This window comes from Bacteroidales bacterium, assembly GCA_017521245.1.
Lineage (GTDB): Bacteria > Bacteroidota > Bacteroidia > Bacteroidales > G3-4614 > Caccoplasma_A.
In genome coordinates, this window is sequence record JAFXDI010000047.1 from 1 (window position 1) to 20217 (window position 20217).

The 20217-nt window shown below is 40.0% G+C and carries 16 protein-coding genes and 4 tRNA genes; 3 read left to right on the forward strand and 17 right to left on the reverse strand.

Going from position 1 to position 20217, the window contains the following annotated elements; translation table 11 throughout:
- The 17 genes from IKK64_06720 to IKK64_06800 form a co-directional block, all read right to left on the reverse strand.
- A partial coding sequence (locus tag IKK64_06720; protein MBR4119754.1) for an InlB B-repeat-containing protein occupies nt 1–2023 on the reverse strand: 2023 nt, incomplete at its 3' end.
- Nucleotides 2024–2352: 329 nt separating this feature from the next.
- A complete protein-coding gene (rpoC, locus tag IKK64_06725; GenBank protein ID MBR4119755.1) occupies nt 2353–6609 on the reverse strand; it encodes a DNA-directed RNA polymerase subunit beta' in 4257 nt (1418 codons plus the stop codon).
- A 66-nt stretch (nt 6610–6675) separates the two neighbouring features.
- Complete coding sequence (rpoB, locus tag IKK64_06730; protein MBR4119756.1) at nt 6676–10479, reverse strand: DNA-directed RNA polymerase subunit beta; 3804 nt, start codon at nt 10477–10479, stop codon at nt 6676–6678.
- 191 nt (nt 10480–10670) lie between these two features.
- Nucleotides 10671–11045 carry a 50S ribosomal protein L7/L12 gene (rplL, locus tag IKK64_06735; protein MBR4119757.1) on the reverse strand — a complete coding sequence of 125 codons (375 nt, stop codon included), beginning with the start codon at nt 11043–11045 and terminating at the stop codon, nt 10671–10673.
- A 41-nt stretch (nt 11046–11086) separates the two neighbouring features.
- Nucleotides 11087–11599 (reverse strand): 50S ribosomal protein L10, encoded by a 513-nt coding sequence (locus IKK64_06740; GenBank protein ID MBR4119758.1) that lies wholly within the window; start codon nt 11597–11599, stop codon nt 11087–11089.
- Between the two features lie 12 nt (nt 11600–11611).
- Nucleotides 11612–12310 carry a 50S ribosomal protein L1 gene (locus IKK64_06745; GenBank protein MBR4119759.1) on the reverse strand — a complete coding sequence of 233 codons (699 nt, stop codon included), beginning with the start codon at nt 12308–12310 and terminating at the stop codon, nt 11612–11614.
- Nucleotides 12311–12325: 15 nt separating this feature from the next.
- The gene (rplK, locus tag IKK64_06750) at nt 12326–12769 is read right to left on the reverse strand and encodes a 50S ribosomal protein L11 (protein MBR4119760.1); all 444 of its coding nucleotides are present in this window, start codon (nt 12767–12769) and stop codon (nt 12326–12328) included.
- A 60-nt stretch (nt 12770–12829) separates the two neighbouring features.
- Nucleotides 12830–13384 (reverse strand): transcription termination/antitermination factor NusG, encoded by a 555-nt coding sequence (gene nusG, locus IKK64_06755; GenBank protein MBR4119761.1) that lies wholly within the window; start codon nt 13382–13384, stop codon nt 12830–12832.
- Nucleotides 13385–13398: 14 nt separating this feature from the next.
- On the reverse strand, nt 13399–13590 hold the full coding sequence (gene secE / locus IKK64_06760) for a preprotein translocase subunit SecE (GenBank protein MBR4119762.1): 192 nt from the start codon (nt 13588–13590) through the stop codon (nt 13399–13401).
- A gap of 15 nt (nt 13591–13605) precedes the next feature.
- A tRNA-Trp gene (locus IKK64_06765) sits at nt 13606–13678 on the reverse strand.
- Nucleotides 13679–13728: 50 nt separating this feature from the next.
- Complete coding sequence (gene tuf, locus IKK64_06770) at nt 13729–14916, reverse strand: elongation factor Tu (protein MBR4119763.1); 1188 nt, start codon at nt 14914–14916, stop codon at nt 13729–13731.
- 79 nt (nt 14917–14995) lie between these two features.
- Nucleotides 14996–15067: transfer RNA gene (locus IKK64_06775), tRNA-Thr, on the reverse strand.
- Between the two features lie 12 nt (nt 15068–15079).
- A tRNA-Gly gene (locus tag IKK64_06780) sits at nt 15080–15152 on the reverse strand.
- A 6-nt stretch (nt 15153–15158) separates the two neighbouring features.
- Nucleotides 15159–15241, reverse strand: a tRNA-Tyr gene (locus tag IKK64_06785).
- Nucleotides 15242–15417: 176 nt separating this feature from the next.
- A complete protein-coding gene (gene raiA / locus IKK64_06790) occupies nt 15418–15720 on the reverse strand; it encodes a ribosome-associated translation inhibitor RaiA (GenBank protein ID MBR4119764.1) in 303 nt (100 codons plus the stop codon).
- Nucleotides 15710–16621, reverse strand: a complete 912-nt coding sequence (locus IKK64_06795) for a tyrosine-type recombinase/integrase (GenBank protein MBR4119765.1) — start codon at nt 16619–16621, stop codon at nt 15710–15712. The genes raiA and IKK64_06795 overlap by 11 nt, the downstream gene beginning before the upstream one ends.
- 73 nt (nt 16622–16694) lie before the next feature.
- The gene (locus tag IKK64_06800; GenBank protein MBR4119766.1) at nt 16695–16886 is read right to left on the reverse strand and encodes a 30S ribosomal protein S21; all 192 of its coding nucleotides are present in this window, start codon (nt 16884–16886) and stop codon (nt 16695–16697) included.
- 291 nt (nt 16887–17177) lie between these two features.
- On the opposite strand from IKK64_06800, the gene IKK64_06805 reads away from it, so the two are divergent.
- Genes IKK64_06805 through radC form a run of 3 tightly spaced genes read left to right on the forward strand, consistent with a single transcriptional unit; the run spans nt 17178 to nt 20202 of the window.
- The gene (locus IKK64_06805) at nt 17178–18968 is read left to right on the forward strand and encodes an aminopeptidase P family protein (GenBank protein ID MBR4119767.1); all 1791 of its coding nucleotides are present in this window, start codon (nt 17178–17180) and stop codon (nt 18966–18968) included.
- A gap of 15 nt (nt 18969–18983) precedes the next feature.
- A complete protein-coding gene (locus IKK64_06810) occupies nt 18984–19520 on the forward strand; it encodes a gamma carbonic anhydrase family protein (protein ID MBR4119768.1) in 537 nt (178 codons plus the stop codon).
- A complete protein-coding gene (radC, locus tag IKK64_06815; protein ID MBR4119769.1) occupies nt 19507–20202 on the forward strand; it encodes a DNA repair protein RadC in 696 nt (231 codons plus the stop codon). The genes IKK64_06810 and radC overlap by 14 nt, the downstream gene beginning before the upstream one ends.
- Nucleotides 20203–20217 lie beyond the last annotated feature (15 nt).

Consider the following 20217-nt stretch of genomic DNA (forward strand, 5'->3'; position numbering starts at 1 on the left):
CCATTGTAGCGTCTGCTGATACTGCAGATACTGCATATGTTGGAGTTACAGGTATCAACTCAAAGTTTGCAGTTAACTCTGTTGCTGCAGAAATTGTAGCAGTGTATGGGTTCTCTGTTGAGATAGTGTCTGTTCCTACTGTCCAGCAAGTGAATTTGTATCCAGCGTTTGCAGTTGCTGTAAAGGTTGCCTCTGCTCCCTCTTCTACCTCTGATGCACTAACTGTTGCCTCTCCCATTGTAGCGTCTGCAACTACCGCAGATACTGCATATGTTGGAGTTACAGGAATCAACTCAAAGTTTGCAACAATTGTTGTATCTGATGCTGGAGTTATTGTGAAAGGATTCTCCTCACTTAATGTGTTTGTTCCTGAAGTCCAATTTACAAACTCATAACCCTCGTTTGCAGTAGCTGTAAGAGTTACTGTTTGTCCCTCTTCAACTGTTGAAGTTTCAGGAGATACTGCTCCCATTGCTCCGTCAGAAGGAACTGCTGTTACAGTAAATGTTACAACTGCTGGTGCCACTGGTTCCAATACCCAAGTAGCGGCAGCGCCAATAGCAGCATCGCCAAATAGGTAATAACCACTTCCAGCCGATACATACTCATTCTTAACATAGTACCAAGCATTACTTTTATTGGTGTTAAGCACCTGCATATAATAGCCTGATGTTCCGTTTTCAGGGAATCTAAACTCTGATGATTGAGAAGACAATGCGTCAACATTCCATGATTGTGCATAGATATAGTAACCACTCTTTGTTTTTAACTTGTAGTTTTCTCCGCTCTCCTCAAAAATAAAGATTTGATCTTCATTATCTTCATCATATGCTTTTGTTCCTACACCACCATAAGCACCAGTTGCGTGGGCATCATGATTAAGTGCTGTTAAATATTGATTTGCAGATATATCTTTAATACGATACTCTTTACCAGTTGCTATTGTTATAACTTCTTTGAAGTTTGCAACAAATGCTGTCTCGGCAGTTATTGTTGCAGTGTAAGGATTCTCTGTTGAAACAACACTTCCTGCTACTGTCCAGTTTTCAAAGCGATAACCTTCGTTAGCAGTTGCTGTTAATGTTACTGTAGAACCTTCAAATACTGATTCTGCCGAAGCCTCTACACTACCAAAAGCATCATTGTTTGATGCTACGCTTACTGTATATGTTGGTAGTGCTTCAAAGTTTGCAACAAAGTTTGTTGCGGCTGTGATTATTGGTTTGTATGGGTTTTCAGTTGAAACCTCTGTTCCTTCAACTGTCCAATTTACAAATTTGTAACCTTCATTAGCAGTTGCTGTCAAGGTTGCAGGGCGTCCATCTCTTACAGATGTTGATTCTGCTGTTGCAGCACCCATTGTATCATCATTTGAAGATACAGAGATTGTGAAAATCTCTCCTTCAAGTTCTACCTCCTCAACAATAATTGTTACATCGTGCAATGATCCTGCATAACCAATAATACCAGATCCGTGTGTTCCACACATTGGGGTCTCTTCGCTCCAACTTGCAGGGCAATCAACACCATCAGAAATGATACGCATAACAGATTTTCCTGCTTGCGCATCATCTGGAACATAAATAGTTACAGATCCTTGATCTTGATTTCCTCCAACACGACCTGTCTCAGGATAAGCAGCAACAACATCTTCAAAATCTCCATCTCTGTCCCAGTCAAATCCGAACCATACGTTCTTTGACCAAGCTCCATTAGTAAATGTGATTTCGATTGTTCCTCCTTGACCTACAGTAAATTGTTTACTTGAAGTCAAATCGTTAAATGTTGTTGAAGTTGCTGACAAACTCAATACTTCAGACCCCTCATAGGTTGCAGTAAGTCCTTGTATTGAATGAGAATGAACATTGTCCAAATTTGATACGGCACAACTTTCATTCATTCTCTTGGTAACTGAACAATAACCAGTTGGTAATTGATCAGCAGCAACTTGAGCAAAAACATTTTGCCCGGGGATAAGTGCTATTACAGCAAATAATAATCCCCAAAAGTAACTTTTCTTCATACCTTTTTGAATTTAGTTTATAAAAATGTTAATTAAAATAGTTATAATATATTGTTTTTCAATATTTTACAATACAAAACTTGCCATTAATACACTATTAACGACAATTTAGCAACTTCAAATTTAGTTTTTTATTTTTAAATATTGTGTTTTTTTCTAAAGAAAATTATCTATTAGTAAGATTTTTAACAGAATAGCGGTCAGTTAGTAGTCCAACAAGAGCAATTAGACTAATTGCTTTTATTGGACTAATTGATAAATTAATTCCTAATAAAAAAATAGCGGAAGATTTCTCTTCCGCTATTTCTAATATTGGGTTTAGAGGTGTTTTACTCCTCATCTTCTGCCATCAATTGATCAAAATCTGATTGTGCTCCTACTATCAACTTGTTGAACTGACGTTGTCCTGTTCCTGCCGGTATCAAGTGTCCGCATATTACGTTCTCTTTCATACCCTCTAACTTATCAACTTTTCCGTTGATTGCTGCCTCGTTCAACACTTTTGTTGTCTCTTGGAACGATGCTGCTGACATAAAGCTGCTTGTTTGTAGTGCCGCACGTGTGATTCCTTGTAGGTTTTGTTCTGATGTTGCAGGTACTGCATCACGTACTTCTACTGGTTTTTGGTCGCGGCGTATCAACAATGAGTTCTCCTCGCGAAGTTTTCGTGCTGTTACGATTTGTCCCGGACGTAGATTTTGTGAATCTCCTGCATCAACTACAACTTTTTTACCCCAGATGCGATCGTTCTCCTCCATAAACTCTAACTTGTCAACTATTTGTTGCTCAAGGAAGCGTGTATCTCCCGGATCAACGATTGTTACTTTACGCATCATTTGTCGTACAATTACCTCAAAGTGCTTGTCGTTAATCTTCACACCTTGTAAGCGATATACGTCTTGTACTTCGTTTACTATGTACTCTTGTACTGCTGTGGGACCTTTAATTGCAAGGATGTCGGCTGGTGTTATTGCACCATCAGACAATGGTGTTCCTGCACGTACATAATCATTCTCTTGTACAAGGATTTGTTTTGATAGTGATACCAAATATTTCTTTTGCTCTCCTGTTTTTGAGGTGATTATGATCTCACGATTACCACGTTTGATTTTGCCTAATTTTACCTCTCCGTCAATCTCGGCTACTACTGCTGGGTTTGATGGATTACGAGCCTCAAACAACTCGGTTACACGTGGAAGACCTCCTGTGATATCTCCGGCTTTTCCTACTGCACGTGGTATCTTAACCAATATGTCTCCTGCCTTTATCTCTTGTCCATCTTCAACCATAATGTGAGCTCCTAATGGTAATGAGTAACTACGCTCTACATTTCCGTCTGCTCCTACAATTAATGCTGAAGGGATACGAGTGTGGTCGTGTGACTCTATGATTATCTTCTCGCTAAATCCTGTTTGCTCATCGCTCTCAAGTTTAAAGTTTACTCCCTCGATTACATTCTCAAATTGTAGTTTACCTGATGCCTCACTGATGATTACTGCGTTGAATGGGTCCCATTCACAGATTACATCGCCTTTCTTAACTGTTGCTCCGTCACCGAAGTATAGTTTTGATCCGTAAGGTATGTTGGTTGAGGTTAAGACTATCTTAGTGTGTGGATCTACGATACGCATCTCTGCTAAACGTCCTACCACTACCATGATATCTTTTCCTGACTCATCTTTTGCATTTACTGTACGCAACTCCTCTATCTCAAGGATACCATCGTAACGTGATGTTACATTTGAGACTGTCTCAATGTTTGACGCAATACCTCCCACGTGGAATGTACGCAATGTCAACTGAGTACCCGGCTCACCGATTGATTGTGCTGCAATGATTCCGACTGCCTCACCTTTTTGTACCATCTTACCTGTGGCAAGGTTACGTCCGTAACATTTTGCACATACTCCTTTTTTAGACTCACAAGTTAATACTGAACGTATCTCTACTCGCTCTATTGGAGAGTCCTCAATGCGTTGTGCTATCTCTTCGGTTATCTCTTGTCCTGCTTCTACTATTATCTCGCCTGTTATTGGGTGTTGTACATCGTGTACTGATACACGTCCCAATATACGCTCGTATAGTGTTGCTACGGTCTCTTTATTGTTCTTCAACTCGGTGCATACCAATCCGCGAAGTGTTCCACAATCGTCCTCATGGATTATCACATCGTGCGCTACGTCAACCAAACGACGTGTTAGGTATCCTGCATCGGCTGTTTTCAACGCTGTATCCGCCAAACCTTTACGTGCTCCGTGTGTTGAGATAAAGTACTCCAACACCGACAATCCCTCTTTAAAGTTCGCAAGAATTGGGTTCTCAATAATTTGTCCGCCTTCTGCTCCTGATTTTTGAGGTTTTGCCATCAAACCACGCATACCTGACAACTGACAAATTTGCTCTTTTGATCCACGAGCTCCTGAGTCAAGCATCATAAATACCGGGTTAAATCCTTGACGGTCGTTTGTTAATTGTGTCAACAAGATTTTTGATAACTCGGCATTTACTCTTGTCCATGCGTCAATGATACGATTATAACGCTCATTGTATGTGGTGAATCCCATATTGTAGTCTGATACGATTTGCTCTACCTTCTCGTATCCCTCTTGGATTAGTTTCTCCTTCTCCTCGGGGATGATTACGTCTGATAGGTTAAATGACAATCCTCCTTTGAACGCCATCTTGTATCCTAAGTTCTTGATGTCGTCAAGGAATTGTGCTGCTCGTACCATTCCACATACTTTAATTACTCGGCTGATAATGTCGCGTAACGATTTTTTCTTGAAGATTTCGTTGATAAATCCTACTTCATCGGGTACATATTGGTTTACAAGTACGCGTCCTACTGATGTTTCGCGCATTACCTCCACTATGTTTCCGTTTTCATCAAGGTCTTTTACTAATACCTTTATGTGTGCGTGTAGGGTTACTTTGCCTTCGTTGTATGCTATCTCTGCCTCTTCGGGTCCGTAGAATGTTAAGCCTTCTCCTTTGTCGCCTTTACGCATTTTTGTTATGTAGTACAATCCTAATACCATGTCTTGTGATGGTACTGTAATTGGCGCTCCATTGGCAGGGTTAAGGATGTTGTGTGAACCTAACATCAGGATTTGTGCCTCCAAAATTGCTTCGTTACCCAATGGTAGGTGTACCGCCATCTGGTCACCGTCAAAGTCGGCGTTGAACGCTGTACATGCCAATGGGTGAAGTTGGATTGCTTTACCCTCAATCATACGAGGTTGGAATGCTTGGATACCCAAACGGTGTAGTGTTGGGGCACGGTTTAACAACACGGGATGTCCTTTCATCACGTGTTCCAAGATGTCCCATACAACGGACTCTCTGCGGTCGATGATTTTCTTAGCAGATTTTACTGTCTTAACTATTCCACGCTCTATTAGTTTGCGTATTACGAATGGTTTGTACAACTCTGCTGCCATATCTTTTGGAAGACCGCACTCGTGCATTTTCAATTCTGGTCCTACAACAATTACTGAACGTGCTGAGTAATCGACACGTTTTCCGAGTAGGTTTTGACGGAAACGTCCTTGTTTTCCTTTCAAACTGTCTGAAAGTGATTTTAATGGACGGTTTGCCTCTGTTTTGAATGCACTTGATTTACGCGAGTTATCAAGCAATGAATCTACTGCCTCTTGTAACATACGTTTTTCGTTACGTAAGATTACATCGGGGGCTTTTATCTCGATTAATCGTTTCAATCGGTTGTTGCGTATGATTACGCGGCGATATAGGTCGTTAAGGTCTGATGTTGCAAAGCGACCTCCATCCAATGGTACTAATGGACGTAATTCGGGTGGTATAACGGGAATTACATTTAATATCATCCACTCCGGACGGTTTATCTCGCGTGATGAACGGAACGACTCTACTACTTGCAGGCGTTTTAAAGCCTCAGTTTTGCGTTGTTGTGAGCCATCGGTATTTGCACGGTGGCGTAACTCGTATGACAGTGCATCCAAGTCTAAACGCATCAATAGGTCTTGTACCGCCTCTGCTCCCATCTTAGCTATAAACTTGTCGGGATCAGAATCATCAAGATATTGATTTTCTGCCGGTAGAGTATCAAGTACTGCTAAATACTCCTCTTCTGACAATAAATCGTATGTTGATAGGGTGTCAGACTTTAAACCTGGTTGGATTACTACATATTTTTCATAGTAGATGATTGCATCCAACTTTTTAGTAGGCAAGCCTAATAAATATCCTATTTTATTGGGCAACGAACGGAAATACCAGATGTGTGCAACAGGTACAACCAATTGTATGTGTCCTGTACGCTCACGACGTACCTTTTTCTCTGTTACCTCTACTCCACAGTGGTCACAAACGATACCACGATAGCGGATTCTTTTGTACTTTCCGCAGAAACATTCGTAATCCTTTACGGGTCCGAAGATTCTTTCGCAGAACAATCCGTCTCGCTCAGGTTTGTAGGTGCGGTAATTTATTGTTTCGGGTTTCAACACCTCACCACGAGAGTTAATTCTTATCTCTTCGGGTGACGCTAATCCGATGGTAATTTTTGAGAAATTACTTTTTACCTTACTATCTTTTTTATATGCCATATTTTTATATATAAACAGATTTGGTAATTATCAGGTGGGTGCGTAAACCTAAGTTTACGCCCTCTCCTAATCTAATTTAATGCTTAATCCTAATCCTCTTAACTCGTGAAGCAATACGTTAAGCGACTCTGGGATACCCGGTGTTGGCATCTTCTCGCCCTTAACAATAGCCTCGTATGCTTTTGAACGTCCCATTACATCGTCACTCTTAATAGTTAAGATCTCTTGTAGAATGTGCGATGCACCAAATGCTTCGAGCGCCCAAACCTCCATCTCTCCAAAACGTTGACCTCCGAATTGAGCTTTACCTCCAAGAGGTTGTTGTGTGATAAGAGAGTAAGGTCCGATTGAACGTGCGTGCATTTTATCCTCAACCATGTGTCCAAGTTTCAACATATAGATTACTCCTACGGTTGCCGGTTGGTCAAAACGTTCTCCTGTGTGTCCATCGTATAGATATGTCTTTCCGTAACGTGGTACTCCTGCTTTGTCGGTCCATGTGTTAAGATCATCAAGACTTGCTCCATCAAAGATTGGTGTAGCAAATTTCTCTCCTAACTCACGTCCTGCCCATCCTAATACGGTTTCAAATATCTGTCCTAAGTTCATACGTGAAGGCACACCAAGGGGATTTAACACTATATCTACTGGTGTTCCGTCTTCCAAGAATGGCATATCTTCTTGACGTACTACACGCGATACAATACCTTTGTTTCCGTGACGTCCTGCCATCTTGTCTCCTACACCGATTTTACGTTTCTTAGCAATATATACTTTCGCAATCTTCATGATTCCTGATGGTAACTCATCTCCGATTGATATGTCTGCTTTCTTACGACGTAACTCGGCATCGTATATTTTAGACTTTTTAATATAGTTGATAATAGTTTGACGTATCAACTCGTTCTTCTCATTGTCTGTTGTCCATTTGCTTACTTGCACTAACATATAGTCTATCTCAGACAATGCCTTTTGAGAGAACTTAGCTCCTTTGGGGATTATCTCAAGTCCCATAAAGTCTTTTACTCCTTGAGATGTTTTTCCTTTTGTCAATACGCTCAACTTCTCAATCAAAATTGCTTTCAACTCCTCTTGACGTGCTGCGTACTCTGCCTCCAATGGTTGTAACTCGTTCTCAATTTTTTTACCTTTTTTCTTCTCTGCTTTTGAGTATAGGTTTGTTCCGATTACAACTCCTTTTAATGAGGGTGATGCTTTTAATGATGCATCTTTAACATCTCCTGCTTTGTCACCAAAGATGGCACGTAATAGTTTCTCCTCCGGTGAAGGATCAGACTCCCCTTTAGGTGTAATTTTTCCTATCATTATATCGCCTGGTGCAACGTGTGCTCCAATGCGAATGATTCCTCTCTCGTCAAGGTCTTTTGTTGCATCCTCGCTTACGTTAGGAATGTCGGCTGTTAACTCCTCCATACCGCGTTTTGTCTCGCGAACCTCTAATGAGTACTCATCTACGTGTACCGAAGTTAGAATATCTTCACGAACAATACGCTCGTTTAGTACAATAGCATCCTCATAGTTGTATCCCTTCCATGGCATGAAGGCTACTTTAAGGTTGCGTCCTAATGCTAACTCACCATTCTCTGTTGAGTATCCTTCTGTTAGAATGTCTCCCTCAACTACTCTTTGTCCTTTCTTACAGATTGGACGTAAGTCAATAGTTGTACTTTGGTTGGTTTTACGGAATTTTGGTATGTTGTACTCTTTTACTGAAGAATCGAAGCTTACAAACTCCTCATCTGGTGTACGATCATAGTTGATGCGAATTGTTGTTGCATCTACATACTCAATTACACCACTACCCTCAGCTGTGATTTGTGTACGTGAGTCACGTATTAGTTGTCCTTCCAATCCTGTTCCTACGATAGGAGCTTCGCTACGCAATAGAGGTACTGCCTGACGCATCATGTTTGATCCCATCAACGCACGGTTAGCATCGTCATGCTCAAGGAATGGAATTAATGATGCTGCTATTGAAGCAATTTGTGTGGGCGATACGTCCATCAACGCCACCTCCTGTGGTGCAACTACTGGGAAGTCGGCATTCAAACGTGATTTTACGCGTGTGCGGATGAATGTTCCGTCATCGTTTAGTGGAGCATTTCCTTGCGCAATTATTTGATTCTCCTCTACTTCAGCAGTTAGATATGTGATACCATTCTCCGAAAGATCAACCTTTCCGTTTGCTACTTTACGATATGGAGTCTCAATGAATCCTAAATCGTTTATCTTAGCATATACACAAAGTGATGATATCAAACCAATGTTTGGTCCCTCAGGTGTCTCAATTGGACATAGACGACCATAGTGTGTATAGTGTACGTCACGAACCTCGAATCCTGCACGCTCACGTGAAAGTCCGCCGGGTCCTAACGCTGACATACGACGTTTATGTGTTATCTCAGCCAATGGGTTTGTTTGGTCCATAAATTGAGACAACGCATTAGTTCCAAAGAAGGTATTGATTACTGATGAGATTGTTTTTGCATTAATCAACTCAACTGGTGTAAACACTTCATTGTCACGAACATTCATACGATCACGTATTGTTCGAGCCATACGTGTTAATCCAATACCAAATTGGTTATATAGTTGCTCACCTACTGTACGTACACGACGGTTGCTCAAGTGGTCAATATCATCAACGTCAGCGTGTGAGTTAATTAGCTCTATTAGATATTTGATAATCTCAATAATATCCTCTTTTGTTAAGACTCTTACATCAGATGGAGTTGTAAGATTCAATTTTTTATTTATTCTATAACGACCAACGTCTCCTAAATCGTAACGTTTATCAGAGAAGAATAGATTGTTGATTACCTCTCTTGCACTTGCATCATCAACTGGATCTGCACTACGCAATAGACGGTATATGAATGTTACTGCCTCTTGTTCTGAGTTACTTGAGTCTTTTTTAAGAGTGTTGTAGATTATTGCATAGTCTGATGTTAATTGATCATCCTTGTGCAATAGGATTGAAGGAACACCTACCTCAAGAATCATATCAATATGTTCCTCTTCAAGGATAGTTTCACGTTCAACTACTATAACTGTACGCTCCATTGAAACTACCTCTCCGGTTCCCTCATCTACGAAATCCTCAAAGCTTGTTCGTGATATACGTGCTGCAAGACGACGACCAAGGCTCTTCTTTAAGTTTGTTTTTGTAACCTTAATCTCTTCTGCTAAGCCAAATATATCAAGTATATCTTTGTCGCTCTCAAATCCGATTGCTCGAAGAAGTGTTGTTACAGGCAACTTCTTCTTACGATCGATGTAAGCGTACATAACATTATTTATATCTGTTGCGAACTCAATCCAAGATCCTTTGAATGGTATAATTCTCGCAGAGTATAACTTTTTACCGTTGGTGTGTGAACTTTGCCCAAAGAATACTCCGGGTGAACGGTGTAATTGAGATACTACTACACGCTCTGCACCATTGATAATGAAGGTTCCCTTCTCTGTCATATATGGGATGGGACCTAAATATACGTCTTGTATTTTTGTCTCAAAATCCTCATGTTCAGGATCGGTACAATACAATTTAAGTTTAGCCTTTAGGGGTACACTATAAGTTAGTCCTCTTTCGAGACACTCATCAATTGTATATCGGGGGGGATCAATAAAATAATCTAAAAACTCCAATATAAAGTTGTTGCGGGTATCTGATATGGGGAAATTTTCTGCAAAAACTTTATATAGTCCCTCATTTTTACGTTTTTCGGGAGGGGTGTCTAATTGGAGAAAATCTCGGAAAGATTTTAATTGTACTTCCAAAAAATCGGGATACGATAATGGATTTTTAATGGAAGCAAAATTTATTCGCTGTTTTACGTTCGAAGCCATTGTACGCAATTAATTTTTTATTTTTACTAAGTATCTAAATTTTTTGATTTAAAGTTTTAGCTCTACTTAAAAAACCACTCTCTTATGTGCTGAAAATGAGAGATTTAGACATCTTATTAATTTAATGCACAAAAAGGTAAAGAGCCCTCTCCTCTGAGGTCTCTTTACCATAAGCCTGAAAACAGGAAGTATTATTTAAGTTCAACTTCTGCTCCTGCCTCTTCAAGTTGTTTTTTCAAACCTTCTGCGTCTGCTTTAGCAAGACCTTCTTTGATTACGCTTGGTGCGCCATCAACCATCTCTTTAGCCTCTTTCAAGCCAAGACCTGTAAGTTCTTTAACTGCTTTAACAACTGCAAGTTTGTTTGCACCAGCTGCTTTAAGTACTACGTCAAAAGATGTTTTCTCCTCAGCTGCCTCAGCTGCTGCTGCTGGTCCGGCTGCTACTGCTACTGCTGCTGCAGCAGGCTCAATTCCGTACTCATCTTTCAAAATTTGTTTAAGCTCACTTACCTCTTTAACGGTCAAGTTTACTAATTGTTCTGCAAAAGCTTTAATGTCTGCCATTTTAGTTATAATTTAATAATGTTTTACAATTTAATTTTTGATTATTTTTTCTCAAGAGTTTCCAAAACTCCGTGTATGGTGTTTGCTCCAGACTCAAGAGCTGAAATAACTCCTTGTACTGGGCCTTCCAACATTGCGATAACGTCTGCGATAAGTTCGTTTTTGCTCTTAACTGCAACAAGTGCATCAAGTTGAGTTTCATCATAGAATGACTCCTCTACATAAGCAGCTTTGTAACGTACTTTATCGTTCTCCTTTGTAAATTCTTTAATTAATTTAGCAGGTGCGTTACCAGTATTTGAAAGTAACAAAGCAGTTGAACCTTTTAATGCTGAATAAAGTGGTGTGTAGTCTCCCTCAAGAGTCTCAAGTGCTTTTTTCAACAAAGTGTTCTTTACAACCATTAATTTAATCTCCTTACCAAAGCACGCACGACGCAATGCGCTTGTAGCCTCTGCATCGAGAGATGTTGTATCGGCAAGGTAGAAGTGGCTGTACTCTTTAAGAGTAGCACCAATCTTTTCAATAATAATGCCTTTATCTTCTTTCTTCATAGTGCTTTAGTTTTAAATCTCATCAACAGTTTTAGGATCAATTTTGATACCGGGGCTCATTGTAGTTGAAAGGTATACGCTCTTAACGTAAGTTCCTTTTGCTGCAGTTGGTTTAAGTTTAATGATTGTAGCCATAAACTCTTTTACGTTCTCTGCAATTTTTTGTGCATCGAATGAAATTTTACCTACTGAAGTATGAACAATTCCTCCTTTGTCAACTTTAAAGTCGATTTTTCCTTGTTTAACCTCTTTTACTGCTTTACCAATCTCATTGGTTACTGTTCCACTCTTTGGGTTAGGCATAAGACCACGAGGTCCTAATACACGTCCAAGAGCTCCAAGTTTACCCATAATAGCGGGCATTGTTATAATTACGTCAATATCGGTCCAACCACCTTTGATTTTCTCGATATACTCGTCTAATCCTACATAATCTGCTCCTGCAGCTTTAGCGTCTGCTTCTTGATCAGGGGTACATAGTGCCAACACACGTACTTGTTTTCCTGTTCCGTTAGGTAGAGATACTACACCTCTTACCATTTGGTTGGCTTTACGAGGGTCAACACCCAAACGCACGTCAATATCAACTGATGCATCGAATTTTGTGAAAGTTATCTCTTTCAACAATTCAGCAGCTTCTTTGAGTGAGTACATCTTCCCTGCTTCAATTTTTTCAGAGGCAATTTTTTGATTTTTTGTCAATTTACTCATTACAATTGAAGTTTATTAGTTATTAACCGGGAATTCTCCTGTTACGGTGATACCCATACTTCTAGCTGTGCCTGCAACCATAGTCATTGCTGAATCAAGAGTAAAACAGTTTAAGTCAACCATCTTGTCTTGTGCAATAACTTTGACTTGTTCCCAAGTGATTGAAGCAATTTTTTTACGGTTAGGCTCTGATGATCCTGTTTTAGCTTTAGCAGCCTCCAATAATTGGATTGCAACAGGAGGAGTCTTAACTATAAAATCAAAAGTTTTGTCCGCATAGTAAGTAATAACTACGGGAAGCACTTTTCCTGCTCTGTCTTGAGTGCGGGCATTGAATTGCTTGCAAAACTCCATGATATTGATACCTTTAGAACCTAACGCAGGTCCTACTGGAGGAGATGGGTTTGCTGCACCACCTTTAATTTGCAATTTAATTTGTCCAGCAATTTCTTTAGCCATTGTTCTCTGTTTTAAGTTACATTTTTAAATCATCGGAGAGTTACGTTCGTAACCACGCAATTACTCCTTTTCTACTTGCATAAAGTTAAGTTCCAACGGTGTTTTACGTCCAAATATCTTAACCATTACTTTAAGCTTTCTCTTCTCGTTGTTAACATCTTCAATAATTCCTGTGAATCCACTGAAAGGACCGAATGTTACTTTAACACTCTCTCCTACTGTGTAAGGAATCATTGGCTCTTCAGCCTCTTGATGCTCATCTACTGAACCCAACATTCTGTTTACTTCAGCTGGACGTAAAGGATCAGGATTTGTTCCGCCTCCTAAAAATCCAATAACATTTGTTGTATTACGAAGTATATGTGGTACTTCTCCTACCAAACATGCCTCTACAAAAACATAGCCGGGATAAAGATTACGTTCTTTTGTAACTCGTTTACCATTGCGTACAGAATATACTTTTTCAGTAGGAATCAAAACTTGGAATACATGTTTGCCGAGGTCGCTTTTAGCAATCTCTGCATCTAAGTACTCTTTTACTTTAAGTTCCTTACCGCTGATGGCACGCAAAACGAACCACCCTCTTTTGGGTGTTTTTTTTACTGTCTCAGACATAGTTCTTACACAAATTAAATGATTTCGTAAACGAATTTAAGAATGTGCTCAAAGCACTGGTCCATAGCATATACGACTAATGCAATTATGAGGGAAGCAGTCATAACTACAACAGCACTATTGCTCAACTCAGACTTAGTTGGCCAAGATACCTTATGAATCAATTCATCATAAGAGTTCTTTATATTAGCAAATAATTTTTTCATCTTAGTAAAATTTAGCACGGGACGAGAGGCTCGAACTCCCGACACCTGGTTTTGGAGACCAGTGCTCTACCAACTGAGCTAGACCCGTAAATTCAGCCGACCTATTTCTAAGTCGGCTGAGGTTATTTGGTTTTAAGATTAGTCAATAATCTCAGTGATTTGACCTGAACCTACTGTACGTCCACCCTCGCGGATTGCAAAACGAAGACCTTCGCTACATGCAACTGGTGCGATAAGTTTAACTTGGATTTGTACGTGGTCACCAGGCATTACCATCTCAGTTCCCTCTGGAAGAGTGATCTCTCCAGTTACGTCCAATGTACGGATGTAGAATTGAGGACGGTAGTTGTTGTGGAATGGAGTGTGACGTCCACCCTCTTTTTGAGTAAGAACGTAGATTTGTGCTTTGAACTCAGAGTGAGGTTTAACTTGTCCTGGGTGACAGATAACCATACCACGTTTGATTTCGTTTTTGTCGATACCACGAAGCAATAGACCTACGTTGTCACCAGCCTCACCTTGGCTAAGAAGTTTACGGAACATCTCAACTCCAGTTACAACTGATTTTTTACCCTCTGCTCCAAGACCGATAATTTGAACCTCATCACCAACTTTGATGATACCAGTCTCAACACGACCTGTTGCTACTGTACCACGACCAGTGATTGAGAATACGTCCTCAACAGGCATCAAGAATGGTTTGTCGATATCGCGTGGAGGAAGTGGAATCCACTCGTCAACTGCTGCCATCAACTCCATTACTTTCTCCTCCCATTGTGGTTCTCCGTTCAATGCTCCAAGAGCTGAACCGCGGATGATAGGAGTATTGTCTCCGTCATACTCATAAGAAGAAAGAAGATCTCTCATCTCCATCTCTACAAGTTCCAACATCTCCTCATCGTCTACCATATCACATTTGTTCAAGAAAACAACGATACGAGGAACGTTTACTTGACGAGCCAATAGGATGTGCTCACGAGTTTGAGGCATAGGTCCATCTGTTGCAGCACAAACGATGATAGCACCGTCCATTTGAGCAGCACCAGTTACCATGTTCTTAACGTAGTCAGCGTGTCCGGGGCAGTCTACGTGTGCATAGTGACGATTCTCTGTCTCGTACTCTACGTGTGAAGTATTAATTGTAATACCACGCTCTTTCTCCTCTGGAGCGTTGTCGATTTGGTCGAATGATTTCAACTCTGAAAGACCAGCTTTTGCTAATACAGTAGTAATAGCTGCGGTCAAAGTGGTTTTACCGTGGTCAACGTGACCGATAGTACCAATATTTACGTGCGGCTTCGTACGTTTAAATTCTTCCTTTGCCATAATAGTAATTTGTTTTTATTTTTTTTAAAAATGATTAGCTTGTCTATTTTTGTGCGCCAACTGTAATTCTCAGCATAAGAGCCGATGACGGGATTTGAACCCGTGACCTCTTCCTTACCAAGGAAGTGCTCTACCCCTGAGCTACATAGGCGGTTTTTCTTTGAGCGGGAAACGGGGCTCAAACCCGCGACCCTCAGCTTGGAAGGCTGATGCTCTATCAACTGAGCTATTCCCGCAATTTGTGGGCGAAGATGGATTCGAACCACCGAAGTCGTAAGACAGCAGATTTACAGTCTGCCCCATTTGGCCACTCTGGTATTCGCCCTTTATTGAGGCGGCCTCTCTTATTTAATAATTTAATATATTAAAACCGCCTTAATATACTAGTTTCAATTTCGCTCCTCAATTGGAAGGTAACTCTTCGCTGACGCACTGAGGTTTTGAAATCGGATGCAAAAATAAGAACAATTTTCTTATTACACAAATATTTTTATAATTTTTTTATTTGCCCGATGATTTTTCTTTTTTCTTTTGAAGTTGTTTAATCAACGCATCTATCACATTATCAATGGCTTCCTCAAAAGTATCTGCTATTTTTTGAGAATAAATATCATCTGCTTTTGGTACTAGAATTTTTATTGAAGCCTCTTTATTTAATGCTGTTTCGGGTTTTACTACTCGCAAAATAACTTCAGCCGAAGTAATTTCATCGCAATACTTCTCGAGTTTACTTACCTTCTTCTCAATGAATGCTTGCAATTGCGATGTTGCATCGAAATGTACTGATTGAATCTTAATCTCCATATAAACCTCCTTTTTTTACTGCCCTTGGATGGGCGTGGTTATAATTATGTTTTAATTCTTCTATTGTTATATGCGTATATACTTGAGTTGAGGTAAGTGACGCATGTCCCAATAGTTCTTTTACGCTATCTATCTCCGCTCCATTGTTTAACATTGCCGAAGCAAAGGTGTGACGCAATACGTGCGGACTTAGTTTTGACAGAGAAGATATTGCCGAGAGCTTACTCTTTACAATTCTATAAACCAAAACCGGATATAATGGTTCTCCGTTTTCTCTTACAAAGAGAGCAGATGGTGTTCCGCCTATCTCTTTGTTTCGCAACTCCACATATCTATTTATCAGAACTCCCAAATTCTTACCAAATGGAACTATTCGTTGTTTATTTCTTTTTCCTGTAACCTTCAGGGTTTGAGACGACATATCTAAATCCCCATCTCGCAACTGCAACAATTCTGCACGTCTAATTCCTGTTTGATAGAGCAAGTCTATTATTAATCTATCTCTAACCGAAAGAAAAGTCCCATCATCCTCTCCTTCAAGATCCGCAAGAAGGGTTGCCATCTCGGTCTGTTTCACAAACGAAGGTAAAGGTTTTGACTCTTTAGGTTTTGAGATCAACGCAACCGGCGAACTTTCTATTACCTTCAACTTTATCATATACTTATAGAATGTTCGTAAAGATGAAAGTTTTCGTCCAACAGAGCGAGCGGTTACACCATTATCCATCAAGTACACTATATAGTTACGTACTATATCAGCATCAACTTGAATAATATCCACATCGTCAACTTGCTCCTTTAGGTAGGTTTCAAACTGAGTAAGATCGTTATTATAAGACAATACGGTATGAGAGGAATATCCCTTCTCATACCGTATATATTTTATAAACTTCTGTAACATTGTAACCTCACCTTATGGTCTTGGTCACAAATTTAATACAAAAATGTAATTCTGCAAGAAAAAAAAGTATTTTTTACTCCTCTACTTGTTTTAATTTTTGTACATAAACCGCACGCATCATTTTTTTACGGTTTGCTACAGATGGTTTCTCAAAAGCTTGACGAGCACGAAGTTCTTTTACGATACCTGTTTTCTCGTATTTTCTTTTGAATTTTTTTAGCGCTCTTTCAATGTTGTCGCCTTCTTTTACTGGTACTACTATCATAATATTTAGTTTTTAGAATTTACGAAATTTGCGGTGCAAAGTTACATAACTTTTGCGACATACAAAAACCTTTTTACTTTTTTTTATCAAATTTATACGCAAACCTCTATTTTATTACTGATTATCAATACATTACAAATTGCAAATTGTATATTTACACCCCTTTCAATCGCAAACTAAAAATTTAAAATCTACAATTTCTTATTATTTCAGCAATATTTTTGTATCTTCGCAATGATATATATTATATATATGTATATAGTTAAAAACGACTAAATTCAACTTGAAGTTATGAGTAATAATGTTATCAATTCTCGTTTAGAGGCTATTCGCTCTCTTATGCAGAAAGAGGGCATTAATGTCTATATGGTTCCCAACTTTGATCCTCATTTGAGCGAATACCCTCCTGAAAGATGGAACACTCGCAAATGGACTACCGGCTTTACCGGCTCTGCTGGGTGTGCCGTAATATCACTTACCAACGCTGCTCTATGGAGCGATTCACGCTACTTCATTCAGGCCGAGAAGGAACTTGAGGGAACAAATTACACTTTCTTTAAAGATGGACTTCCTGACTCTGTCTCTATAATTGATTGGGTATGCGAACAAGCTGGAGAAGGTGGCGTTGTTGCTGCCGATGATACTGCCTTCTCATACAACGAAGGTGCAAAAATGAAAGCGACTTTCAGTAAAAGAGGTATTGATCTAAGGTTTGACTTTAACCCCATCGACCGACTATGGAACGACAGGCCTTCAATTCCCGAGAGCGAAGTAATGGTTTATGCAACCGAGTATGCAGGGGAGGATTTTGAGAGCAAATACAAGAAGATTATTGAAAAGGCTATACAAAGAGAAGCTAATAGCGTTCTTTTGAGTGCATTGGACGATATTGCTTGGGCGTTTAACATAAGAGGCGAGGATGTTAAGTTCAACCCTATGGTTGTCGCATACGGTTTTTTAAGCGACAGCAAAAAGGCTATTTTCATTGAGGAGAAAAAGGTTTCAAGTGATGCGGCTAAATATTTTGCAGAGAATGGTATTGAGGTTATGGAGTACGACAAAATTGAGGATTTCCTAAAGAGTCTCCCCTCTGACAGCAAAGTTATTGCCGACACTTCAAGAGCCAATTACCGACTCTGCAACATATTAAGCGAGAAAGGCTGTCTAATTGCAGAGTGCTCGCCTATTACAATGATGAAGAGTGTTAAAAACAGCACAGAGATTGAGGGTACCCGTAATGCTCTTACTCGCGATGGAGTTGCTATGGTAAACTTTCTTTACTGGTTAGATACAAACATTGGAAAGATTGAGATGAGCGAAATCTCAATTGCCGATAAACTTCGCAGTTTCAGAGCAGAGCAACCCCTGTTTATGGGAGAGAGTTTTGGGACTATTGCTGGTTATGCTGGACATGGAGCAATTGTTCACTATCGTGCCACAGAGGAGAGCGATGCAAAACTTCAACCCAAAGGTTTTGTTTTGGTTGATAGTGGCGGTCAATATCTTGATGGCACAACCGATATTACTCGCACAATACCCTTAGGGGAACTAACCGAAGAAGAGAAGAAATGTTTTACTCTTGTTCTAAAAGGGCACATTGCTGTTGCTCAGGCTCAATTCCCTCACGGAACACGAGGTGCTCAAATTGACGCTTTTGCCCGTATTGCTTTATGGAAAGAGGGTTATACATACAATCATGGCACAGGGCATGGAATAGGACACTTCTTAAATGTCCACGAAGGACCTCAAAACATTCGCCTTGAGGAGAATCCCACTCCACTACTACCCGGAATGATGACCTCAAATGAACCCGGTGTTTATCTTAGCGACAGATTTGGGATAAGAACTGAGAATATTATTCTCACCGTAGAGAAATGCAACACCGAGTTTGGTAAGTTCTATGAGTTTGAAACTATGACTCTATGCCCCATAGATACTCGTGCAATAGAAGTAAGTTTAATGACCGAGAACGAGATTGAGTGGTTAAACAGCTATCACACAAGAGTTTATAGCACACTATCTCCACTATTGGGTAGCCAACAATGCGAATGGTTAAAAGAGAGATGTTCTCCAATTAAATAATTAAAGCGATAAGATATGGCATTAATAAAAGAGGTTAGAGGGTTTACTCCTCAAATAGGTAAAGATTGTTACCTTTCAGAGAACGCCACTATTGTTGGAGATGTGATTATTGGCGATGAGTGCAGCATTTGGTTTAACACCGTACTACGAGGTGACGTAAACTCAATAAGAGTTGGCAATAGAGTAAACATACAAGATGGCTCGGTATTACACACACTATACGAAAAATCTACTATACACATTGGCAACGATGTTTCAATAGGACACAACGTAACCATTCATGGCGCCGACATTTGCGACGGAGCTTTAATTGGCATGGGGGCTGTTGTTCTCGACCACGCCGTAGTTGGCGAGGGAGCTATTGTTGCAGCAGGCTCAGTGGTGCTAAGCAAAACAGTAATCAAACCCGGCGAACTTTGGGGTGGAGCACCTGCAAAATTCATAAAGATGGTTGATGTTGAACAATCGAAAGAGATAAACCAAAAGATAGCCAAAAACTATCTGATGTATTCAAAGTGGTATAGCGAAAATACAACAGATGATGAAAAGTAAACTTGCTATAACTGACTGGGCATTAGAAGATCGTCCTCGCGAAAAGATGATGTTACATGGCATCCGCACATTAACGGATGCCGAGTTAATTGCGATTCTAATAGGCTCAGGTAACAGAAACGAGAGTGCAGTTGAACTATCACAAAGAATTTTGAATAGTGTTGATGGAAAACTTTCGCTTCTTGGCAAGAGAAGTGTTGAAGATCTTATCGGCGAATTTGATGGCATTGGCGAAGCAAAAGCAATTACTATTCTTGCAGCCATAGAGTTAGGCAGACGCCGTAAGAGCGAAGAGATGACTCGTGCTACAACTATATCATCAAGCCGAGATGCCTTTAATTACATCTACCCTCGCCTTATTGATTTACACCAAGAGGAATTCTGGGTTATCTTATTAAATAATGGTGGTCGTATTATAGATTGTGTACGTATAAGCCAAGGCTCAACAAAAGCCACATTAGTTGACATTAAACTGATAATGCGAAGTGGCATCAACCGACTTGCCCAAGGGATAATAGCATGCCACAACCACCCTTCAGGAACTCCCTACCCAAGCGATGCCGATATAAAACTTACAAAAAAGATAAAAGAGGCGGGGCAAATTTTAGACATCCAACTACTCGACCATATCATTGTTGCAGGAGAGGAATATTATAGTTTCCTTGACAAAAATATGCTTTAAGCCTGTTGTTAGTTG